Annotated in this window: 16 protein-coding genes and 1 tRNA gene; 8 read left to right on the top strand and 9 right to left on the bottom strand. The window is 40.7% G+C overall.

Going from position 1 to position 21,868, the window contains the following annotated elements; all coding sequences use genetic code 11:
- Positions 1–25: 25 nt before the first annotated feature.
- On the bottom strand, positions 26–1,270 hold the full coding sequence (gene nusA, locus E6C50_RS13895) for a transcription termination factor NusA (protein WP_136403831.1): 1,245 nt from the start codon (positions 1,268–1,270) through the stop codon (positions 26–28).
- A gap of 14 nt (positions 1,271–1,284) precedes the next feature.
- Positions 1,285–1,749, bottom strand: a complete 465-nt coding sequence (gene rimP / locus E6C50_RS13890) for a ribosome assembly cofactor RimP (protein WP_136403830.1) — start codon at positions 1,747–1,749, stop codon at positions 1,285–1,287.
- 183 nt (positions 1,750–1,932) lie between these two features.
- Between rimP and E6C50_RS13885 the strand changes: the two genes are divergently transcribed.
- Positions 1,933–2,757 carry a universal stress protein gene (locus E6C50_RS13885; RefSeq protein WP_136403829.1) on the top strand — a complete coding sequence of 275 codons (825 nt, stop codon included), beginning with the start codon at positions 1,933–1,935 and terminating at the stop codon, positions 2,755–2,757.
- A gap of 139 nt (positions 2,758–2,896) precedes the next feature.
- On the opposite strand, the gene E6C50_RS13880 is transcribed toward E6C50_RS13885, so the two are convergent.
- Positions 2,897–2,967, bottom strand: a tRNA-Gln gene (locus tag E6C50_RS13880).
- A 164-nt stretch (positions 2,968–3,131) separates the two neighbouring features.
- Here E6C50_RS13880 and E6C50_RS13875 point away from each other — a divergent pair.
- Both E6C50_RS13875 and E6C50_RS13870 read left to right on the top strand, forming a co-directional pair.
- On the top strand, positions 3,132–6,335 hold the full coding sequence (locus tag E6C50_RS13875) for a glycosyltransferase family 117 protein (protein WP_136403828.1): 3,204 nt from the start codon (positions 3,132–3,134) through the stop codon (positions 6,333–6,335).
- Positions 6,336–6,392: 57 nt separating this feature from the next.
- On the top strand, positions 6,393–7,031 hold the full coding sequence (locus tag E6C50_RS13870) for a polysaccharide deacetylase family protein (protein WP_136403827.1): 639 nt from the start codon (positions 6,393–6,395) through the stop codon (positions 7,029–7,031).
- Here the strand turns inward: E6C50_RS13870 and E6C50_RS13865 are convergent, their stop codons facing one another.
- From E6C50_RS13865 to E6C50_RS13855, 3 genes are all read right to left on the bottom strand, one after another.
- The gene (locus tag E6C50_RS13865) at positions 7,032–7,328 is read right to left on the bottom strand and encodes a thioredoxin family protein (RefSeq protein WP_136403826.1); all 297 of its coding nucleotides are present in this window, start codon (positions 7,326–7,328) and stop codon (positions 7,032–7,034) included.
- Between the two features lie 73 nt (positions 7,329–7,401).
- The gene (locus E6C50_RS13860; protein WP_136403825.1) at positions 7,402–8,637 is read right to left on the bottom strand and encodes a metallophosphoesterase; all 1,236 of its coding nucleotides are present in this window, start codon (positions 8,635–8,637) and stop codon (positions 7,402–7,404) included.
- Positions 8,638–8,707: 70 nt separating this feature from the next.
- Positions 8,708–10,189 (bottom strand): hypothetical protein, encoded by a 1,482-nt coding sequence (locus E6C50_RS13855; protein WP_136403824.1) that lies wholly within the window; start codon positions 10,187–10,189, stop codon positions 8,708–8,710.
- 430 nt (positions 10,190–10,619) lie between these two features.
- Here E6C50_RS13855 and E6C50_RS13850 point away from each other — a divergent pair, with 430 nt between their 5' ends.
- The gene (locus E6C50_RS13850; RefSeq protein WP_136403823.1) at positions 10,620–13,220 is read left to right on the top strand and encodes an FG-GAP-like repeat-containing protein; all 2,601 of its coding nucleotides are present in this window, start codon (positions 10,620–10,622) and stop codon (positions 13,218–13,220) included.
- Between the two features lie 66 nt (positions 13,221–13,286).
- On the opposite strand, the gene E6C50_RS17760 is transcribed toward E6C50_RS13850, so the two are convergent.
- From E6C50_RS17760 to E6C50_RS13840, 3 genes are all read right to left on the bottom strand, one after another.
- On the bottom strand, positions 13,287–13,457 hold the full coding sequence (locus tag E6C50_RS17760; RefSeq protein WP_168732826.1) for a hypothetical protein: 171 nt from the start codon (positions 13,455–13,457) through the stop codon (positions 13,287–13,289).
- A gap of 93 nt (positions 13,458–13,550) precedes the next feature.
- Positions 13,551–14,888, bottom strand: a complete 1,338-nt coding sequence (locus tag E6C50_RS13845; protein WP_136403822.1) for a sensor histidine kinase — start codon at positions 14,886–14,888, stop codon at positions 13,551–13,553.
- 3 nt (positions 14,889–14,891) lie between these two features.
- Entirely contained in the window at positions 14,892–15,566 is a 675-nt protein-coding gene (locus E6C50_RS13840) for a response regulator transcription factor (protein ID WP_136403821.1), read from the bottom strand.
- Positions 15,567–15,700: 134 nt separating this feature from the next.
- Here E6C50_RS13840 and polA point away from each other — a divergent pair, with 134 nt between their 5' ends.
- The 4 genes from polA to E6C50_RS13820 all read left to right on the top strand — a co-directional run bounded on the left by polA (position 15,701) and on the right by E6C50_RS13820 (position 21,813).
- Complete coding sequence (gene polA, locus E6C50_RS13835; protein WP_136403820.1) at positions 15,701–18,550, top strand: DNA polymerase I; 2,850 nt, start codon at positions 15,701–15,703, stop codon at positions 18,548–18,550.
- A gap of 125 nt (positions 18,551–18,675) precedes the next feature.
- Positions 18,676–19,584, top strand: coding sequence for a nucleotidyltransferase domain-containing protein (locus E6C50_RS13830; protein ID WP_168732825.1), 909 nt, complete (start codon positions 18,676–18,678; stop codon positions 19,582–19,584).
- Positions 19,577–21,034, top strand: a complete 1,458-nt coding sequence (locus E6C50_RS13825; RefSeq protein ID WP_136403818.1) for a B12-binding domain-containing radical SAM protein — start codon at positions 19,577–19,579, stop codon at positions 21,032–21,034. Before E6C50_RS13830 ends, E6C50_RS13825 begins: the two co-directional genes overlap by 8 nt.
- On the top strand, positions 21,031–21,813 hold the full coding sequence (locus E6C50_RS13820; protein WP_136403817.1) for a class I SAM-dependent methyltransferase: 783 nt from the start codon (positions 21,031–21,033) through the stop codon (positions 21,811–21,813). The genes E6C50_RS13825 and E6C50_RS13820 overlap by 4 nt, the downstream gene beginning before the upstream one ends.
- Positions 21,814–21,868: the final 55 nt, after the last annotated feature.

Genomic DNA, 21,868 nt, shown 5'->3' with positions numbered 1-21,868 from the left:
TTGTTGTTTAGCTGTATTCCTTGTGTTAGTCTTCGAATTCTTCTTTTAAAATCCGGATAACCTCTAAAACCGTTTCTTCTTCAAGATCCGTTCTTCTTACTAAATCGGCCACATCCTGGTTTAATATACTTCTTGCCGTATCCAATCCGATTTTAGCAAACTCTTCGATAACCCATCCTTCGATTTCATCAGAGAATTCTGTTAATTCAACATCATCCTCTTCCTCTAATGTATTTCCTTCACGGATTACATCCAGTTCGTATCCGGTTAACAATCCTGCCAATTTGATGTTATGTCCACCACGTCCGATTGCTTTTGACACTTCTTCCAGTTTCAGGAATACTTCGGCGGATTTCTTTTCTTCATCAATTTTCACAGAAGACACTTTAGCCGGGCTAAGCGCTCTGGTAATAAACAATTGCGTATTGGAAGTGTAATTGATCACATCGATGTTTTCATTACCCAATTCGCGAACGATACCGTGGATACGAGAACCTTTCATACCGACACAAGCTCCAACCGGATCAATTCTGTCATCGTACGAATCTACAGCTACTTTTGCTTTTTCACCTGGAATACGCACTACTTTTTTCACCGTAATCAAACCGTCGAATACCTCCGGAATTTCCTGTTCGAATAATTTTTCAAGGAATTTTTCAGAAGTACGGGACATAATGATTTGAGGTTTATTCCCTTTCAACTCCACATTTTCAATGATTCCACGCACGTTATCTCCTTTACGGAAGAAATCGGACGGGATTTGTTTTTCTTTTGGCAACACGATTTCATTTCCTTCGTCATCCACCAGAATAACTGCTTTTGGACGTACGTGATGCACTTCTGCCGTGTAAATATCGCCAATTAAATCTTTAAATTGCTTATAAAGATTGGTATTATCGTGTTCGTGAATTTTAGAAATCAGGTTCTGACGCAATGCTAAAATAGCTCTTCTACCTAACTGGATTAATTTTACCTCTTCAGACACTTCTTCACCTACTTCGAAATCCGGCTCGATTTTACGGGCTTCAGACAAAGAGATTTCGGAGTTTTGATCTTCTACTTCACCATCGGCAACCACCACACGGTTTCTCCAGATCTCCATATCCCCTTTATCAGGATTTATAATAATATCGAAGTTATCATCCGAACCATATTTCTTCTTCAATGCATTTCTAAACACATCTTCTAAAATTGCCATTAAGGTAACTCTGTCGATTAGTTTATCGTCTTTAAATTCTGAAAACGATTCGATTAATGCAATATTTTCCATGCAAACTTTTTTATTTAAAATGTTATTATAACAATTGCTTCCTTGATATCCGAATAAGGAATTTCCGCTTTTTTATGAACGGTTTCTTTTCCTTTACCAACTTGTTTTGGTTCTCTGGCTTTCCATTCCAAAACAACAAATTCTTCATTGGCATCTGTTAGTTCCGCTTCGATTTTTTCGGTTGCGGTTGTCACTTTCAGTTTTCTTCCGATATTCTTCTTGTATTGTCTCGGGGTTTTTAGCGGTGTGGATGCTCCTGCAGAAGCCACTTCCAGCGAAAAATCCTGCTCTTCCCGATCCAGATTATGTTCAATAGCCCGGCTAATATCAATACAGTCCTGAAGACTCACACCATTATCACCGTCTAAAGTTACAATAATTTTGTAAGTATCGGTTATTGTTAAATCAATTAAAAAAAGAGACGGCTTTTGAGACAACCCCTCATCCAGCAACGCGCTAACTTTATCTTTAAATGCCATATTAGTATAAAAAGAGGGGACTTACTGCCCCCTCATTATTTAGTTCATTAATAAATAACGGCGCAAATATAGTATATTTTTTTTAATTATTGAAAATCAATTGTGTATTGCAATTTAATTTCCTACCTTTATAAATAACATTTACAACAAATAAAACACCAAAAATCTTACACCCCTAGTATTATGAAAAAAATTTTAGTCCCTACCGATTTTTCCGATCATGCTGAATACGCCTTAAAAGTAGCCGCACAAATCGCCAGAAAAAACAATGGAGAAATCGTTTTACTTCACATGTTGGAATTACCTCATGAAGGAAGCGATGCTATTGGAAGCGGACACGACATTCCCGAAATCATCTTTTTCAAGAAAAAAGCAGAAGAACGATTGGACGAAATTGCCAATTCCAATATATTATCCGGAATCAGCGTAACACAAATCACCAAACTTGAAAGAGCTTTTGACGGGATTCTGAATTTTAGCGGCAAAGACGAAATCGACCTGATCGTTATGGGTTCACACGGAGCCAGCGGTTTTAAAGAAATGTTTATCGGATCCAACACCGAAAAAGTAGTTCGTCATTCCGAAACTCCGGTATTGGTTATCAAAAAAGACTCCGACAATTTCACAGTTAACAATTTTGTTTTCGCATCCGATTTTACCGACGAAGCCAAAAAACCATTCAAAAAGGTTATCGAATTCGCGAATGAATTCAATGCAAAAATCCATTTATTAATGGTGAACACACCCAATAATTTCAAATCGACTTCCGTAGCCGAAAAAATGATCAACGATTTTATTGCTTCTTTCGACATCAATAACTATTCAACACATATCTACAACGATGTAAACGTTGAAAAAGGAATTTTACATTTTGCCAAAAGCGTTAACGCAGATCTTATCGGAATTAGCACACACGGCCGAAAAGGACTTTCCCACTTCTTTAACGGAAGTATCAGCGAAGATTTGGTCAATCATGCCAAACGTCCGGTTGTCACTTTTAAAATCTAAAAAAACCATACCATTAAAAAACCGCTTCAACATGAAGCGGTTTTTTAATTTATACAACCCGAAAGCCGGCTGTTCTTTTCCTTAAAAAAACAAACCCGGATAAAACTAAAAAAGCCTCTCAAAATTGAGAGGCTTTTTGTTGACCCACTAGGACTCGAACCTAGAACGACTGAACCAAAATCAGCTGTGTTACCATTACACCATGGGTCAGTAAAAGTGGCATCGTTACTGATTTCCGGGTGCAAATGTAGGACAATTATTTTACAATCCAAACTTTTGATAAAAAAATATTAAAAAAATATTTTCAGCGCTCTTTCTCCAAAAAAATAGTTTCTTTGTAAAAGATTTAATACGAAAAAATTAGACGGTATTATATGGTAACATTTAACTTTAAAAAATGGAACACTATCCTTGGATGGTTCACATTTGCAATTGCCTTAATCACGTATTCACTAACAGTTGAACCCTCATTAAGTTTTTGGGATTGTGGTGAATATATTGCCACTTCAGCTAAACTGGAAGTAGGTCACCCGCCGGGAGCACCTTTGTTCCAAATGATGGGTGCCTTTTTCGCCATGTTTGCCTCCGGCCCGGAAAAAGTAGCCCTGATGGTAAACATGATGTCGGTATTTTCGAGTGCTTTCACCATTTTATTCATGTTTTGGTCAATGACCCTTATACTGAAAAAAGTTGTTTCCAGCTATACCGAGTTCAATAAAAACAATGCAATCGTAGTATTGGGAAGTGCATTAGTGGGTTCACTGGCCTTTACTTTTACCGACAGTTTCTGGTTTAGTGCTACCGAAGCCGAAGTATATGCTATGGCATCCCTGTTTATAGCCGTACTCTTCTGGCTGGCATTGCGCTGGGAAGAAGACATGCACAGTCCGCGTGGCAATAAATGGCTGTTATTGATCTCCTTGATGATCGGTTTGTCGTTTGGTGTCCACTTTATGGCATTATTAACCATTCCCTCCATTGGTTTACTTTATTATTTTAAGAACTATAAAACCGTAACCGTTAAAAACTTTATCATTGCCAATATCGTTATTGTCGTGATCCTGTTTTTTGTTTTCAAGTTCTTATTACCGTACACCTTAGCCTTTTTCGGAAAAATGGAAATCTTTATGGTAAACTCCTTAGGATTACCGTTTAACTCCGGAACCATATTTGCCGCTTTACTGATTGTTCTTTTCTTCTATTTCGGTTTACGTTATACCAAAAAGAAAGAAAAACCATTATACAATACACTATTACTTTGCATCCTGTTTGTACTAATCGGGTTTTCAACCTGGTTAATGTTACCGATTCGTGCCAACGCAAACGTAGTGATCAACGAAAACAGACCATCTGATGCGGCAGAAGTATTAGCCTACTATAACCGTGAACAATACGGCGAGCAAAAAACATTTTACGGTCCGTTATTTACAGAAGGTTACGTAGGACTTGATGAAGAAAATCCCTATCAGGACGAAAAACCAAACTACGAACGGGATTATAAAACCGGAACCTATAAAATCGTAAACAACTACGTAAACGCCCGTCAAAACACCAGTGACGATCAAAAAGCATTTTTGCCAAGAATGTGGAGTACCGATAATGCGGTAAACTATATGACATTTACACGTCCGGTTAAATTCACTATCAACCCGGAATATTCGCACGAAGACGAACTGGTACAAATCGTATCCGAATTCCGTAATGCTTATGGAAGCGGTAAATTAGGAATTGAAGAATACGACAAATTCCTAAAAGCCTATGGCGAATACCTGATTATCGAAAAACCATCGTTTATCGATAACATGCAATTTATGTTCGAATACCAATTTGGTTATATGTACTGGCGTTACCTAATGTGGAACTTCACCGGTCGTCAGAACGACATACAAGGGAAATACGACACGCAAAACGGAAACTGGATCAGCGGTATCAAATTTATCGATTCCATCCGTTTAGGCTCGCAAGACAACCTCCCATCGGATGTGTTAAACAACAAAGCACGCAACACGTATTACTTCCTGCCGTTTATCTTAGGAATCATCGGAATGGTTTTCCATGCCCGAAAAGACCTGAAAAGTTTCTATGTATTACTGGTACTATTCCTTTTTACCAGTTTGGCCTTAAAAGTATTCCTAAACGAACGTCCGTTTGAACCGCGCGAAAGAGATTATGCCTTAGTAGGTTCTTTCTATATTTTTGCAATGTGGCTGGGCTTTGGTGTCTATGCTATTTACGACGGAATCAAAAATTATTTACAACCAAAAATCGCCGGACCTGTGGTTATCGCAGCGTGTTTACTGGCCGCTCCGGTATTGATGGCCAAAGAAAACTGGGACGATCACGACCGTTCACACCGTTATACGGCTGTTGCCATGGCAAAAGCGTATCTGGATTCCTGCGAACCGAATGCCATATTGTTTACCATTGGCGATAACGATACATTCCCGCTTTGGTATGCTCAGGAAATCGAAGGTTACCGAACCGACGTCCGAATCGTAAATACGCAGTTATTCACACAAGACTGGTATATCGACCAGATGAAGTCGAAGGCATACAATTCGGATCCGTTACCGATTTCATTTACACACGATCAGTATGTAAAAGGGAAACGCGATTATATGTTCTTCCAGGAATTAACCAAAGACCGTATCGACATCAAACAATTCATCGATTTTATTAAGAGTGATGACGAACGAACCTTATTTACAATTCCAAGAAGCGGACAGAAAATCCACTTCTACCCGACCAATAAAATCCGTATTCCGGTTGATAAAGCAACCGTGATCAAAAACAAAGTGGTTAATCCGGCCTTAAACGATTCGATTGTTCCGGCTATTGACTTTGAAATCAAAGGAAGTGCTTTATACATCAACCGATTGATGATGCTGGATTTGGTTTATAACAACAACTGGAAACGTCCGATTTACTTTACCGGTGGAAGCTTTGGCGACGACGATTACATCTGGATGAAAGACTACCTGCAACTGGATGGAATGGTTTACAAACTGGTTCCGGTTAAAACACCAATTCCAAAAGACGGAAGTCCGCTGGATATGGGTAATATCGACACCGAAAAGATGTATAAAATCGTAATGTCATGGGATTGGGGCAATAGTGGTGATCCAAGAATTTACCACGATCCGGAAACGCGTAAAAACAGCATTTCCTACCGTACCAACCTGGCGCGATTAACTGAAAAATTAATTGCAGAAGGCAAAAAAGACAAAGCCAAAAACGTTATTGATCTGGCGATGCAAAAAATGCCAATCGACGAATTTGGTTTCTACACCTTTGTAGAGCCGTTTGCATCCGGATATTACGAAGTGGGCGAAACGACCAAAGCGCGCGACATTCTAAACAAGCTATCCAAAAAATACCAGGAAAACCTGACCTATTACAAAGGATTAAAAGCCGTAGAACAAAACGATATGTATGTTGACATTGTAACGGATATTGAGCGTTACCGCGCCTTACTCGATATCATGAAGCGATACGACAAAGACTTTTTCAACGCCAACCGAACCAAGTTTAACAGTTACAACAAACTGTTCGAACGATTCGGAAGAGATATGGAATAACAAACCGAAAATATGCCCATGAAATCATGGGCATATTTCTTTTTTAGCTGATTTATAATGAGTTTCTGGGTTAAAACAAACAGCATTGTCAAAAGACTATTTTTCAACCAGATTTGGGATATTCCAAATACGGAAAAAAAAATATTTCTTACGTTCGACGACGGTCCGACGCCAGAAATAACCGAATGGGTTTTAAATATACTCGCAACCCATCAGATCCGGGCTACTTTTTTCTGTATCGGTCACAACATCGAAAAACACCCGAAACTATTCAAAAAGGTTTTGGCCGCCGGTCATCAGATCGGCAATCATACTTTTAATCATTTAAAAGGCTGGAAAACGGATAACACTACGTATATCCGTAATGCCAAAGCCTGCGAAGACGCTATTATAAAATACTCGGATGGTAAAATCGATTCCCGTTTGTTTCGTCCGCCTTACGGCAAGATAAAACCGTCCCAATCCCGCTTATTGCGGAAACAGGGCTATAAGATCATTATGTGGGATGTTATCAGTATGGATTTCGACAAAACCATTACACCGGAAAAGTGCTTACAAAATGTAATCGAAAATGTCGAGCAGGGAAGCATTATCGTATGTCACGATAGTGTAAAAGCATTCGGAAACCTCGAATACCTGTTACCAAAAGTCATTCAGAATTTACAGGAACGTGGCTTCCGTTTTGAAGTACTATAATTAATATTGCTCCTGAACCAGTGCAATAATTGTATTGGCATCCAACTCCCCGGATTGACGCCATACCATTTGCCCTTCCTTATAGATCATCAATGTAGGCAAACCTTTAATCCGTAATGCTTCGGCCAGTTCCTGGTTTTTATCCACATCAATTTTGATCACTTTTGCTCTATCACCCAAAGCAGCAGCCACATCCCGGATAACCGGATGCATGGAAACAGAAGGCTCATTCCAATCGGTATAAAAATCGATTAGCACCGGCACTTGCGCATTGATAAGTTCTCCAAATTTTGACATAGTTTACAAGTTTAAAATCTTTAACTAAACTTTTACGATCAATTAGCTATACAAATGTAGCATTTTTAACGAATTACGCTACTTTTTCACCTTTTTTTAGTTCAATAACAGTAATTTCAGGCCAGATACCAACGCGCCCGGGATAGGCATGAAATCCGAAACCGCGGTTCACATAGATATATTTCCCCATTTCCTCATATAGTCCCGCCCATTGTTTATAAACATATTCAATTGGACTCCACTTGATTACACCCGGAATTTCGATTCCAAACTGTAATCCATGCGTATGACCACTTAGCGTAAGGTGAAAATGTTTGTCGTATTTTTTTACTTCCGCGTCCCAATGCGACGGATCATGACTCATCAGAATTTTAAAGTCATTTGCGGTTAATCCTTCCGAAGCTTTGTGTAAATCGCCCGCCTGTTTGAACTTTACACCCCAGTTTTCGACTCCTACCAATGCAATTTCAGCATCTCCTTTGCGAATCTTTACGTGTTCGTTTAAAAGCAATTTAAAATCAATCTGACGGTGTAGGTCTTTGATCGCTTTAAAGTTGTCGTCTTTTGCTTTTTGCGACGGCCAGTCGATATACTCTCCGTAATCATGATTTCCTAAAACCGAAAACTTACCCAAAGCCGGTGTTTCAATCTTTCGGAAGGTATCGATCCATGGATGCATTTCATCAGCATGCGTATTCACGATATCACCCGTAAACAGAATAATATCCGATTTTTGTTCGTTGATCAAATCAATCGCATAGCTGATTTTCTCGGGGTTATCAAAACTACCGCTATGCACATCGGATATCTGCGTAATGGTAGTTCCATCGAAACTATCCGGTAAATCCGGAAAGAAAATCGTTTGTCTGATTACCTTAAAATTATATTTCCCTTTAGTCATTCCGTACAACAACGATGTAAACGGAATCAATGCCACCATAAGTGCCACCTGACTTACAAATTTGCGCCTTTCGGGAATGGCTTCCTTGATATTATCGGCCTGCGTAAAATAATTAATGGTGGTTGCGAACAAACGGTATATATCTTCCGTTAGCAATATAATCGCTATCAACAATTTCGGGATCAACGTGATTAAAAGCAACCCCATAGTAAACAAGGTCTGCTTTGTTTGTCCAACACTTCGATCAAATTGCGCAAACGAATAAATCAGATATATAAAAATGGCCAGACTCACCAACTGATAGCTTATCAATATCCATCTTTCTTTGGTGATGGTTCGGAATGCCTGGAATGCATACAATTCCACTAATAGTAAAATTACGCCTATAAAAACTAATCGCATTACAATAAATTAAGAAGCAAAGTAACAAAGAAAGCCATTACCGACGGATTTTCATTAGCGATAATTTAACTATACCTTATCGGATAGAAACACTAAACGATTTTAACGTAAAACTCTGGTTACCGGTATTGATTCGTTTTACCCATATTTCAACAGCATCACCGGTATCCAGCATCACCGTTCCCTGAACCGGAAACGATTGTACATAACCGGCATTGGTATCGATAAAGGTTTCCGAAGCCATTACCGCCGATGTACCGCCGGCTGACGGAATTTTCATAATATAAAAAGCATAAGTCGTATTGGTACTTCCGGTAATATCGCCAAATGAAAGCGCGGCATTTACGGTAAAAATTCTGGATTTTCTTCCCTGATACGTCAGTCTGTTATTCGATGACGTAAAACGGTATAAATTATTATTCGCCGTATTTGGAATATCGATTTTAACACCAGTGGTTGAAGGCAAAGCTGTAGCTGATTGCGTCAGTGTTCGATCGTAAAAAATATTCCCGGTCGAAACTGCATCGCCTTCCACAGGAATACCCGAACTATTCACCACCCAACGGTTATCAAAATTAAATCCGGTATAACTTCCCGTGGTATAGCGTTTCACATAGGTTCCCGCCGTACCTGTGGTATAAAACACCACATCTTTTAAAAGCGCGTCACCCGTTATGGTTGGATTAGACGATACATCAATCCCGGTTTTCCCGGAGTTAACCACACTAAAACCACCGGCGCGTTGTAACATATTGAACGTCCCTTTAAAGGTTTCGAATGTCCCGGAGTTGGTATCCTGCCAACCCACATTACTAATGAGTAACTGGTTTACATTTTCATAGGTAATCCCGGTTGTATTGGCTGCAAACTGAACAATCGTTAAAAATACCAGTCCGAAGTTTTTAATATCTCCAACCGCACCGGAACCCGCTACGATACAATCGCGGAAAATCAGATTCGGACTTGATGTTCCATTCAAATCGAACACTTTTACCGAAGCGGTTAGCGTGAGATTCCGAAGACTTCCACCGGTAGCACCGGTAAAAAGCGTCCCGGTACGCACCAGTTTGTCGTTATTGGTATCCAATCCGGAAACATAGGCACCGTTTAATTCGATAGGTTTGTCCACATTTATCGTTCCATTGATTTCATAAAACGTCCCAGCCGTTAACTTATACGTTGATCCGCCTCCGGCTGTTGATTCGGCGGCTAAAACAGTCGCGAGCACATCGGTCGATTTGATTCTTTTAAAATTCAGTCGCCTGTCGCCATCACCCAGCATCTTAATCCACGTAGTTGTTGGCAAATCATAAAAATAATAGGATTTCATATCCGTATCATATACCAGTAATCCATTGGCAGGACTTGTAATTGCTGTTCTTTGCGCAGTCGTCATACGCGGTGTTAATAGTCCTTTTGAGGTTGAGGTCATATCCAAAAGCGAACTCGCATCTGGCGTAGTAGTTCCTATTCCGACCTGAGCCATAACTGGAGCGGCAAACAGGATCGATACAGCGAATAGGAAATTTCTAAAGAATGTAAAGGCTATTCTTTTCATAGAGGATAAATTTGGGGGGTAGTTGTTTATTGCAACTAAAAATACTACATCCTAACAAAAAACAACATCAGAAAACTAAATTTAACACTACAAAAACCAAAAAATTAACACCTAAAAAAATTTATTAGCACTACTTTCACAAAAAGACATCACATAAAGCAACAAAACCCACTTACACCCTATCTTTTGAAAGCATTCCGATATTCAGGAATATTACAAATAGGCCATATGCTGTTATATTTCAAACAAGCCCCTTTAGACAAACTAAATTTATTACCGTTATTTTTTTTCACTACACAAATCAATCGTTAATTTTTTTAGCATTTCGAAACTCCGCCTGCCAAAAATCTTAAATACTATCAAAAAAACCAGTCTGTTATTTTTATTTAATCTAAATAAATAACTTTGTGCCAACTTATTCAAAATTATCATGAAGAAACTATACTTACTAATTACGCTATTTTCCATGGCACAGGTGGATTGTAACGCGCAATTACTCATCCCAAACAGCTCGGCTTTTACCGGAGCTTTCTATGGGGATTGCGTGGCAGCCGACTTTAATGGCGATGGAATAAAAGAGATTATTGTATCCGGTGCACTTCCGGGTTACACCGGGCATACTGCTTTGTATGTAAACCAAAACGGGATCTATGTTCCGAACACGACAACAGCATTTACTCAGATCCTATATTCGGCGATAGGAACCGGCGACATCAACAATGACGGGCGTCTTGATTTTGCAATAACCGGAACCCGGACGGATACCGACGAGCAGGTTTTTGAGATTTACTACGGAAACGGCGACAATACCTTTACAAAAGCAACAGTGGAAAACATTTTACCAACGATTTACGGTGCTATAGAAATTGTCGACTTTGACAAAGACGGCGATATGGACATTCTGGTTAACGGAATGTTGGACAGTGGCGACAAAGTATCGACCATTTACCTGCAAAACGGCAACACCGGCACATTTACCGTATCGCCTAACGTACTTTCCGGAACCTATTTTAGTGCTGTAAAAGTATTTGATGCCAACTCGGATGGTTTTCCGGATATACTCATAACCGGTTATACCAATGCTTATGTTCCGGAAACCAAATTCTACCTGAATCAGGGAGACGGAACGTTTATCGGACATAGCAGCGGATTAGACAATGTTTATTTCTCTTCGATTGATACTGCCGATATCAATGATGACGGTCATCCGGATGTGTTATTATCCGGAATGAGCGATTCTTTTGAACCGACATTAACGGCCTATATCAACAATGGTACGGCACATTTCACTCCAATAGGCGCTTCCTTTATCGGAACCTATTATGGTAGTTCTCGTTTTGTAGATTACGATAACGACGGCGATCTGGATATCCTTACTCTGGGATCCAATGCCGATGGCGACAACAAAGCCTTATTCTACCGTAACAACGGTTTGGGCGAGTTTGTACTGGACGTTGAAAACGCCAACCTTTTAACAGCCGTAACCCTATCGCGTGCTTTGGTTTTCGATTATGATAACGACGGTGATACCGATATCTTTTTGATGGGTTATAAAGAAAATGATGTTGCTTCGGCCGTTCTTTATACTAACAACAGTGTTCAGAATTGTACGCCAACCTATCAGTACAATGCCGATAGCAATATGATCACCAATGTGTCTTTTGGGAGCATTAACAATCCATCATCATTCCAATCGGGAACGACACCGACTTATGAGGATTTTTCAAGCATTAGTGCTACCATAACAAAAGGACAAACCTATCCGATAGCGGTTAAAGGACCTTCCAGTTCTTTCCCAAGTGATGTCATGGTTTATATCGACTTTAACGGAAACGGAAACTTTAACGATGCCGGCGAGGGATTTTACATCGGTCAGTTAGCTCCGGCGAATCCGGCCAATGCCAATACGGTTACCGCCAATATAACAATCCCGGCAACGGCTACTAACGGAACGGTCAAAATGCGAATCATTAAAAATACGAATGTAGCCGCGTTGAGCAATCCGAATGCACCCAATACCATTACCGATCCATGTGACACGACTTTAAGAGCCGGACAAACGGAAGATTACACGCTTACGATCGAAACTAGTACCGTTTGCAATCAGGAACCGGGACAAGCCATAGGCGATGTGGGTTGTGTTACCTTTACGTATCAGGGACAAACGGTAACCTATACTACGGTACGTGGTGCCGACAGAAATATCTGGTTACAACAAAACTTAGGAAGCCCGGCTGTAGCCACATCATCAACAGACGCGAACGCTTTTGGTGATCTATTTCAATGGGGGCGTTGGGACGATGGACATCAATTGCGTACTGCGACTACAGCCACATCACCGGCGAATAACAACCCAACCGGTATCGGAGTAGGAAATGCAAACTATTTTACATCATCACCAACATGGTGGAACACCAATCAGATTACCGATACCTGGAGTGCTACAACACCAGTCGCTGTTACCGCAACAGACGGATGTGATCCATGTCGCGCTTTAGGAGAAGGATGGAAAATGCCGTCTCAAACCGACTGGGAATTAATCGTTGAAAAAGAATGGATCTCTTCCCCATCAAAAGCCTATGACAGTAATTTAAAATTAACCGTAGGCGGAAACAGAGACACTACAGGAAACTTTAACTTTACCGGAGTACGTGGTTATTACTGGAGCCGTACCACAAGTACAAGCGGAGCGAAATATTTCTATTTCAGTACTGCTATTACCAATCCGGCAGCAGGAGGTCCAAGAGGACAAGGCGCTTCAGTACGTTGTTTAAAAGCCACTGCAGCACTTGGCTTAAACGACAATCTGAAAACAAAATTCAACATTTACCCGAATCCGACGCGTTTGCAGGTAACAATTGCCACTACTCAGACGGACATTACGGTAAAACTATTTAACGCGATAGGACAACAGGTATTGACCACCCAATCGAATGTGATCAATATGTCTGATATGGCCAGCGGTATTTATATCATACAGATACAAACCAAAAATGGCGAAACCTATTCGCAAAAAATTGTAAAGCAATAATAAGGTGCAAGCAAACACCTGAAATAAAAGAGGCCGGTTGATCACCGGCCTCTTGCTATTTTTTGACTATTTTTTTTGGTTATCCATTTTCGCATCCCCTTTTTTAGGTTCTGCTTTTACTTCGGTTTTAGCACGATGCTGATGTTTTTTAGTGGTAACTGTTTTTGCAGGTGCTGTTTGAGCGAAAGCCATTGCTGTTGACACTACCATCACAGCAACTAACATTAATTTTTTCATGATTTCAAAGTTTAATGATTAATTTATGAGTCAAAGTTACCAGCTGAAAATGAAGACAAAATGAAGATTATACCTCGTTTGGAATTTTAACATTTAATTGGCTTTTTCCGGTGATTGAAAACGAATCGTAAACGTACTTCCCTCGTCCACAACCGAGTGCACCTCGATACTGCAATTATGGAAACGGGAAATACTGTTGGCAATGGCCAAACCAAGCCCTTGTCCTTCCACTTGTAAATTAATTCGCGTAAAACGATCGAACAAGGTTTCCATCTGATCCGCCGGAATTCCTTGTCCGGTATCGGTTACCGACAACCAATACATACCGTTTTTAAAACCATCGGCCAACACAATTCGTCCTGCTTTCCGGTTATATTTAATCGCATTTCCCAACAAATTAAACAACAAAATATGCATCAGGGTTCGGTTTCCCATAAAACGATAGTCATGTTGTAATTCCGAAACCACGGTAATTTCACGATCTTTAATCCGGTCGTCGAGCTCTTCCAGCAATTCATCCAGTAATTCCCGCAATACAATGGTTTCATCCGACAGGAATTTGTGGTGTTCGATTTTTGAAATCAGCAACAGGTTATTGATAATCTTTTTCAGATTGTCCAGAGTCCGGAGGGAACTTACAATTTTCTCCTGTCCTTCATCATTGATCGAATCATTTTGTAACAGGTTTTCAAATCGGTTTTTCAGAATCGCGATCGGTGTTAGCAATTCGTGCGAAACATTGGCTATAAACTGTTTTTCTTTCCGGATCACATCCTGCATCCGTTCCATCATCTGATTCAGCGCCAGATCCAATTCTTTAAAATCATCCGAGTGCGTCTGAATCACAGTCTTATTATAGGTTTCCGGATTATCGATATGCCGGATTTTCAGATCAATAATCTTATAAAACGGCCGAAGCAGGTAATCGATATAAAAAGCTTCCAGTAAAAATGTAAGCACAACCAATCCGATCAAAACGGCAACCGTAAAAAAACGGATCACAAAATACAGGTCTTTTACCTGCGCGAGGTTATTTCCGATTTCCAACAGATACGATTTTCCTCCATATTTAAAGAAATACTGTAAAATCCGGTATTCGTTTTCTTCTTTTTCGATGATCCGGGGTTCGGTTACAAAAACCGTATGCTGCTTTACAAGCTGATTATCAGGCAATCGCGACAATTGCAAAAATTCACTATGTAGCTTTGAAAAACTGGCATAGGTATCGTCCATACTGTTATCCGAAAGGAAATTCGTGATTTCTTCATTATCGAGATTCCGGATAAACTTCTCTTTCTTTTCCAGCAGACTGGTTGTGATATGCCGGAAGACTACTTTTTCGACCAATACCGGCAATACAAACCACAAAACCACGATCAGTACGATTCGGGTCAGAATACTAAAAACGGCTACCTGGTGTTTAAATTTCATCTGTTATTCATTGATACGATATCCGACATTCCGAACGGTTTCAAACCAATCCAGTTTTTCATAATGTTCCAGTTTTTTCCGCAGATTCCGGACGTGTACATCGATAAAATTCGAATCGGCATTCAATTCCAGAATATCGCCCCAAAGGTGTTCGGTTAACTGCAATCGGGTCACCACCCGGTTTTTATTCAGTACGAGATACTGAAAAACATCAAACTCTTTTTTGGTCAGTGCTATGGCATTTTCGCCATGTTTTACCTTATAATCCTGTAATTGAATACTAAATCCGTGAATGCTCAACTCATTTAAAGTAAACCCATGCATTCGTCGGACTACGGCAAAAATACGCGCACCGAGTTCGGTCAGTGCAAAAGGCTTGGTCAGATAATCATCGGCACCAAGCTGAAACCCGCTAATCCGGTCGTCCAGTTCCCCGCGGGCCGTAATCACAATCACCCCCATTTTATTGTATTCTTTCCGAACCACTTTTAGCAAATCCAATCCGTCGCCATCCGGCAAGCCCAGATCGAGCAACATCAGGTCATAGGGATTTCGGTCGATCTCCTCCAATGTTTCCCGACAACTTTGTTTTATTTTACAAAAATGGCCCACGCTGCTGAGGTAGGTTACTATTTCCCGAGCCAGTTCGTCATGATCTTCTACGATAATGATATTCATAGGTAACAAGGTTAAAACCAATTAAAAGTACAGAATAATCGGAATCGCCCGACAAGCGGTCACATAAATTTCCATAGGAATTTCGATCGTATCAATATCGGATTCCGTATTTTTACAAGCAAATAGCATATATCATGTCACAACAAAAACGCCTTTTTCTACTGGATGCCTACGCACTGATCTTTCGTGGGTATTATGCCTTTATCAAAAACCCGCGCATCAACTCCAAAGGATTGGATACGTCGGCCATTATGGGATTTATGAATTCCCTGATGGATGTGATTAAAAGAGAAAAGCCCGGTTATCTGGCCGTTGCCTTCGACAAAGGAGGAAGCGAACTCAGAAGCCAAATGTTCCCCGAATACAAAGCCAACCGCGACGAAACACCGGAGGCGATCAAAATAGCCGTTCCGTATATTCAGGAAATCCTGAAGGCCATGCACATTCCGATTATGGAATTACCGGGTTATGAAGCCGACGACCTTATCGGAACGTTGGCCAAACAAGCCGAAAAAGAAGGCTATACGGTCTATATGGTTACACCCGATAAAGACTTTGCTCAGTTGGTATCCGAAAATATTTTTATGTACCGGCCGGCACGTATGGGTAATGACATTGAAATCTGGGGTGTTCCGCAGGTATTGGAAAAATTCGAAATTGAACGGCCCGAACAGGTGATCGACTTTTTGGGAATGATGGGTGATGCCGTAGACAACATTCCGGGACTTCCGGGTGTGGGCGAAAAAACCGCAAAAAAATTATTAAGAGAATACGGATCGATGGAAAACCTTTTGGCCAATACACACGAGCTAAAAGGTAAAATGAAAGAAAACATCGAGGCCAATGCCGACAAAGGGATATTATCCAAAACGCTGGCCACAATATTACTGGATTGTCCGGTGCAATTCGACGAAAAAGACTTCGAATTATCCCGTCCGGATGTAGCCAAAACCGAAGCCATTTTCCAGGAACTGGAATTCCGTAGAATGCAAGAACAGTTTGATAAACTTTTTGCAGACGGTTCCGAGTTTGACGAGATTAACACCAACAATCTGGAGCCTTCCGCTTCTACCGTATCCAAAACACGGAAAACAGCGAAAAACGAAGACCAGACGTCTTTATTTGACGACGGTCAGGTAGCAACCACAAGTACACACAACAGCTTTTACGATACGCTGGAAACCACCAGTCACAATTACCAGATTGTACAAGGTGATTTAGGAATCCGTTTGTTGGTTCAAAACCTGTTACAGCAACCGGAAGTTTGTTTTGACACCGAAACAACCGGTCTGGATGCTTTACATGCCGAACTGGTAGGAATCGCTTTCTCCTACGAAAAAGGAAAAGGCTTTTATGTTCCGTTCCCGGACAATCAGGAAGAAGCCAAAGCCGTATTGGAAAAACTACTACCGTTTTTCGAAAACGAAACCATCCTCAAAATAGGACAAAACCTAAAATACGACCTGAAAGTACTGGCCAATTACGGCGTTACGGTTAAAGGTCGTTTATTCGATACCATGATTGCGCATTATCTGATCAATCCGGATATGCGTCATAACATGGATGTCTTGTCCGAAACCTATTTAAAATACGCTCCAAAATCCATCGAAACACTGATTGGTAAAAAAGGAAAAAATCAGAAATCGATGCGCGATGTCGCCTTGGAAGACATCAAGGAATATGCCGTTGAAGATGCCGATGTTACGCTACAATTAAAAGCGCTTTTTTCGGAAAAACTCGACAAAACCGGAACGAAAAAGCTTTTCGAAGATATCGAAATTCCATTGGTAGCCGTATTGGCCGATATGGAACGTGAAGGTATCCGACTGGATGTTGACTTCCTGAAATCCTTATCTAAGGATATGGAAATTGAAATCAAAACCCTGGAACAAAAAATCTACGAAATTGCCGGAGAACATTTTAATCTGGCCTCACCAAAACAATTGGGAGATATCCTATTCGACAAATTAAAAATTGGTGGCGCCAAACAGAAAAAAACCAAAACCGGTCAGTATGCAACCGGCGAAGAAGTTTTGAGTTATCTGGCCAACGAACACGAGATTGTTCAGAGTATTCTCGACTGGCGTCAGTTGGTTAAATTAAAAAACACCTATATCGATGCGTTGCCGACTCAGGTCGACAAAGCCACACAACGCGTCCATACCGATTATATGCAAACTGTTGCTGCAACCGGTCGTTTAAGTTCGAACAATCCGAACCTGCAAAACATTCCGATCAGAACCAAACGAGGTCGCCAGATCCGGAAAGCATTTATTGCCCGTGATGAAAACTACACCTTGGTTTCTGCCGATTACTCGCAGATAGAGCTTCGCATTATCGCCGCATTAAGCGGAGAACCGAACATGATCAAGTCGTTCCAAAATGGCGAAGACATTCACGCCTCCACCGCAGCCAAAGTATTTAACGTACCGTTGGAAGCCGTAACCCGCGAACAACGTAGCCATGCCAAAACAGTAAACTTCGGAATCATCTATGGCGTTTCGGCCTTCGGATTGAGTAACCAAACGTCGTTAAGCCGTTCGGAAAGTAAAGAATTAATCGACGCCTACTACCAAACCTATCCGAGACTTAAAGCCTATATCCAGGAACAAATGGAATGGGCGCGCGAGCACGGTTATGTGCAAACGGTATTAGGTCGCCGTCGTTATTTAAAAGACATCAACTCCGCCAATGCTGTAGTACGTGGAGCGGCCGAGCGAAATGCGGTTAACGCTCCGATACAAGGAAGTGCTGCCGACATCATCAAAATCGCCATGATCAATATTCACAAACGATTGATCGCCGAAAACTGGAAAAGTAAGATGTTGCTACAGGTACACGATGAGCTTGTGTTTGACGTTCACAACAGCGAACTGGAACGCATTCAGCCTATGATTAAACACGAAATGGAAGAAGCTTTTAAACTGGATGTTCCGCTGGAAGTGGAGCTAGGACACGGAAAAGACTGGCTTCAGGCGCATTAATCATTTAAAAAACAATTTGTTATATCTTTTTATATCATATTTATAAAAATTTAATATCAATCCAAAGATTTTGCTAATTTTAAATCGTCCAATCTGACCTTTTATTAATAGCAAAATCTTTTGTTTTGAAGATATTAAAGCCGATTCTTTATTTCTCTATTTTCAACCATCCTTTAAAATTAGAGGAAGTCTATTCCTTCTCCGATCATGAGAATCGGACGGATTTTGACCGCGAAATCGAGCAGGCTCTACAACAAGGTATTATCATCAAAACCGATAGCTATTATCACACCAACCTAACCACCGAACACATCCAACGCAGGGAAACCGGTAATCGAAATGCGGAAAAAGCTTTGGAAAAAGCACAAAAAAAAGCACAATTTATTTCTTCCTGGTTTCCATTTGTTGAAGGAGTAGCCATATCCGGATCGTTGTCCAAAGGTTATTTTGACAGTAACTCCGACATCGATTTTTTTATCATCAGTAAACCCGGTTATTTATGGATTTGCCGAACGTGTCTGGTACTGTACAAAAAATTATTTCTCTTTAATTCAAAAAAATATTTCTGCGTGAATTATTTTATCACGGCAGACAATCTGGAAATTGAAGAAAAAAATCGTTTTACGGCTACAGAAATTGTAACTTTAATTCCGCTATACGGAAAAGAGAAACTCATTGCTTTTTTTGAAAGCAACCAATGGGTACATTCCTTTTTCCCAAATAAAACCCGAACGGATAACGATAGTATCCGTCCGATAAAAAAGAAAAAAATAACAGCGGCTTTCGAACGTTTATTATCCGGTTGGATGGGGCGCAAAATAGAACAGTTGACCTTTAGAACTACTTTTTGGTTTTGGAAATTAAAATTTGAAAGAAAACTGGCTTCCGAATTTTCAATTGCTTTCAAGTCATCAAAAAGAGTATCCAAACACCATCCGTCCAATTTCCAGAAAAGAATCATTGATACTTTAAACCGGAAATACGACGACCTCAACGCTACGCATCATATTCAGTTAACCAAAGAACATGTCTGATATTCTTTTTTCACATTCGTACTACTACCGGCTCGATCCGAAGCAGTGGAAAAACCATACTCCTTTTCCACCTTTAGGAACACTATATGCCGCGTCGTTGTTACGCGAAAACGGTTATCAGGTAGATTTGTTCGACACCAATCTGTTGGATAATCCGCGTGCCATTACCGGAAAACTGGAAAACGATAAGCCGCGCTATCTGGTGATTTATGACGACGGTTTTAATTATCTGACCAAAATGTGTCTGACCATTATGCGGGAAGCTTGTTTTGAAATGATCACCATCGGAAAACAACACCAGTGTACCGTTATTGTATGCAGTTCCGATTCAACCGATCATTATCAGAAATACCTGGATAAAGGTGCCGACTATATTTTACAGGGTGAAGGCGAAGCCAGTCTTTTGGAACTGATCAATACTTTAGAACACAAAACATCCGTTACAACTATCAGCGGAATTATTTATACCGATCCGAACACAAATCAAATTCGGATCAACCCCAAACGTCCGATTCTTCAAAATCTGGACGAATTGCCACTACCCGCCTGGGATTTAATCGACATCGATTCGTATAAAGCCCAATGGCAAAAAAGCGGTCAGCCCTTTACACTGAATATCGCCACCACACGCGGTTGTCCGTACAAATGCAACTGGTGCGCCAAACCGATCTACGGGAATCGCTACAATGCGCATTCACCGGATTATATCGTACGCCAAATTGCCCATCTGAAGTCCGCATTTGGTGTAACCCGATTCTGGATGTGTGACGATATTTTCGGACTAAAACCCAACTGGGTACAAGAATTCGGAAAACTATTGGACGAACAACAGTTATCAATCCGTTATTATATCCAAAGTCGCGCCGACTTACTTTTAAAAGAAGATACCATCACCGTACTGGCGCGTACCGGATTGGAAGAAGTCTGGATCGGTGCCGAAAGCGGTTCCCAGAAAATCCTTGATGCGATGGATAAAGGTACTACGGTAGCGCAGATTTATGAAGCCACCCGTTTGCTCAAAAAGAACAATGTTCGAATTTCTTTTTTCCTGCAATTCGGTTATCTGACCGAAAACCAGGACGACATCCAAAAAACCATTGCCATGGTCAAAGAACTGTTGCCCGACAATATCGGGATTTCCGTTTCGTATCCGTTACCGGGCACCAAATTTTATGACAAGGTTAAAGAAGACCTGAAACAGAAATCCAACTGGACCGATTCGGATGATCTGGACATGATGTTTCACGGCACCTATACCTCCGAATATTATCGTAAATTACAACGATTGGTTCACAAAGAATACCGTATCAGTCAGGGGATTTATTTTCTAAAAAACCTATTTCGCGATCCGGTACGAACAGACAAATTAAAATCCATTGCCAAACTGAGTTATTATATTCCGAGCGCCGGAATCGACCGTTATCAGATCAAAGCTTTAGAAAAACCATGAATGCCTCTTTCGACATAGCCGCAGCCACGTACGACCAGACGTTTACCCATACGGTAATCGGCAGGTTGCAACGCGATTTGGTTTATCGTCAGATGACGGAAATGCTACAAAACAGCAGCATCCGTTCTATATTGGAAATCAACTGCGGAACAGGCGAAGACGCGCTTTGGTTATCCGAACAAGGCTATCAGGTAACCGCCACCGATATTTCGGAACAAATGATCCTCACGGCTCGGCAAAAAGATACAGTCGGAACGATTACATTTCGTCAGGCCGATATCAATACGCTTCCCGCTACGTTTCCAAATCAGACATTCGATGCACTCTTTTCCGATTTTGGCGGACTGAATTGTCTTTCCGAATCGGAATTGGAAGCCTTTTTTGAAAATGCCAATCGGTTACTCAACCCAAACGGCAGACTGTTTTTAGTGATCATGCCTAAAAATACGTTATGGGAACAATTATATTTTCTGCTAAAAGGCCAATGGAAAGCAGCCTTCCGTCGCAAACGTGAAAAAGCGATTGTCAACATCGACGGAGAAGCCGTAGCGACCTACTATTACAATCCGGCTGCGATCAAACGAATGGCACAACGTCATTTTGCCGTCACGCATATACAACCCGTTGGTTTTTTTATTCCACCCTCCTACCTGGAACCCTTTGTAAAAAACAAAAAACGTTTAACCGCCGTTTTGGGTTCTTTGGAAAACACTATTCGAAACGTTCGATTCCTGTCACGTTATTCCGATCACTATTTTATTGCTTTGCAGAAAAGATGAGTATACTGCTGACACACGGATATTATATATCGGACGATCCGAAGGAGCAAAAAAT

Source organism: Flavobacterium supellecticarium (assembly GCF_004801375.1).
Classification (GTDB): Bacteria; Bacteroidota; Bacteroidia; order Flavobacteriales; family Flavobacteriaceae; genus Flavobacterium; species Flavobacterium supellecticarium.
This window is presented reverse-complemented; position numbering and strand designations above follow the sequence as displayed.

Coding starts and splice junctions, on each gene's coding strand:
- nusA (WP_136403831.1), bottom strand. CDS start 1,270: ATGGAAAATATTGCATTAATCGAATCGTTTTCAGAATTTAAAGACGAT.
- E6C50_RS13820 (WP_136403817.1), top strand. CDS start 21,031: ATGAATGCCTCTTTCGACATAGCCGCAGCCACGTACGACCAGACGTTT.
- E6C50_RS13855 (WP_136403824.1), bottom strand. CDS start 10,189: ATGAAAAGAATAGCCTTTACATTCTTTAGAAATTTCCTATTCGCTGTA.
- E6C50_RS13875 (WP_136403828.1), top strand. CDS start 3,132: ATGGTAACATTTAACTTTAAAAAATGGAACACTATCCTTGGATGGTTC.
- E6C50_RS13870 (WP_136403827.1), top strand. CDS start 6,393: ATGAGTTTCTGGGTTAAAACAAACAGCATTGTCAAAAGACTATTTTTC.
- E6C50_RS13865 (WP_136403826.1), bottom strand. CDS start 7,328: ATGTCAAAATTTGGAGAACTTATCAATGCGCAAGTGCCGGTGCTAATC.
- E6C50_RS13825 (WP_136403818.1), top strand. CDS start 19,577: ATGTCTGATATTCTTTTTTCACATTCGTACTACTACCGGCTCGATCCG.
- rimP (WP_136403830.1), bottom strand. CDS start 1,749: ATGGCATTTAAAGATAAAGTTAGCGCGTTGCTGGATGAGGGGTTGTCT.
- E6C50_RS13840 (WP_136403821.1), bottom strand. CDS start 15,566: ATGAATATCATTATCGTAGAAGATCATGACGAACTGGCTCGGGAAATA.
- E6C50_RS17760 (WP_168732826.1), bottom strand. CDS start 13,457: ATGAAAAAATTAATGTTAGTTGCTGTGATGGTAGTGTCAACAGCAATG.
- E6C50_RS13885 (WP_136403829.1), top strand. CDS start 1,933: ATGAAAAAAATTTTAGTCCCTACCGATTTTTCCGATCATGCTGAATAC.
- E6C50_RS13845 (WP_136403822.1), bottom strand. CDS start 14,888: ATGAAATTTAAACACCAGGTAGCCGTTTTTAGTATTCTGACCCGAATC.
- E6C50_RS13850 (WP_136403823.1), top strand. CDS start 10,620: ATGAAGAAACTATACTTACTAATTACGCTATTTTCCATGGCACAGGTG.
- polA (WP_136403820.1), top strand. CDS start 15,701: ATGTCACAACAAAAACGCCTTTTTCTACTGGATGCCTACGCACTGATC.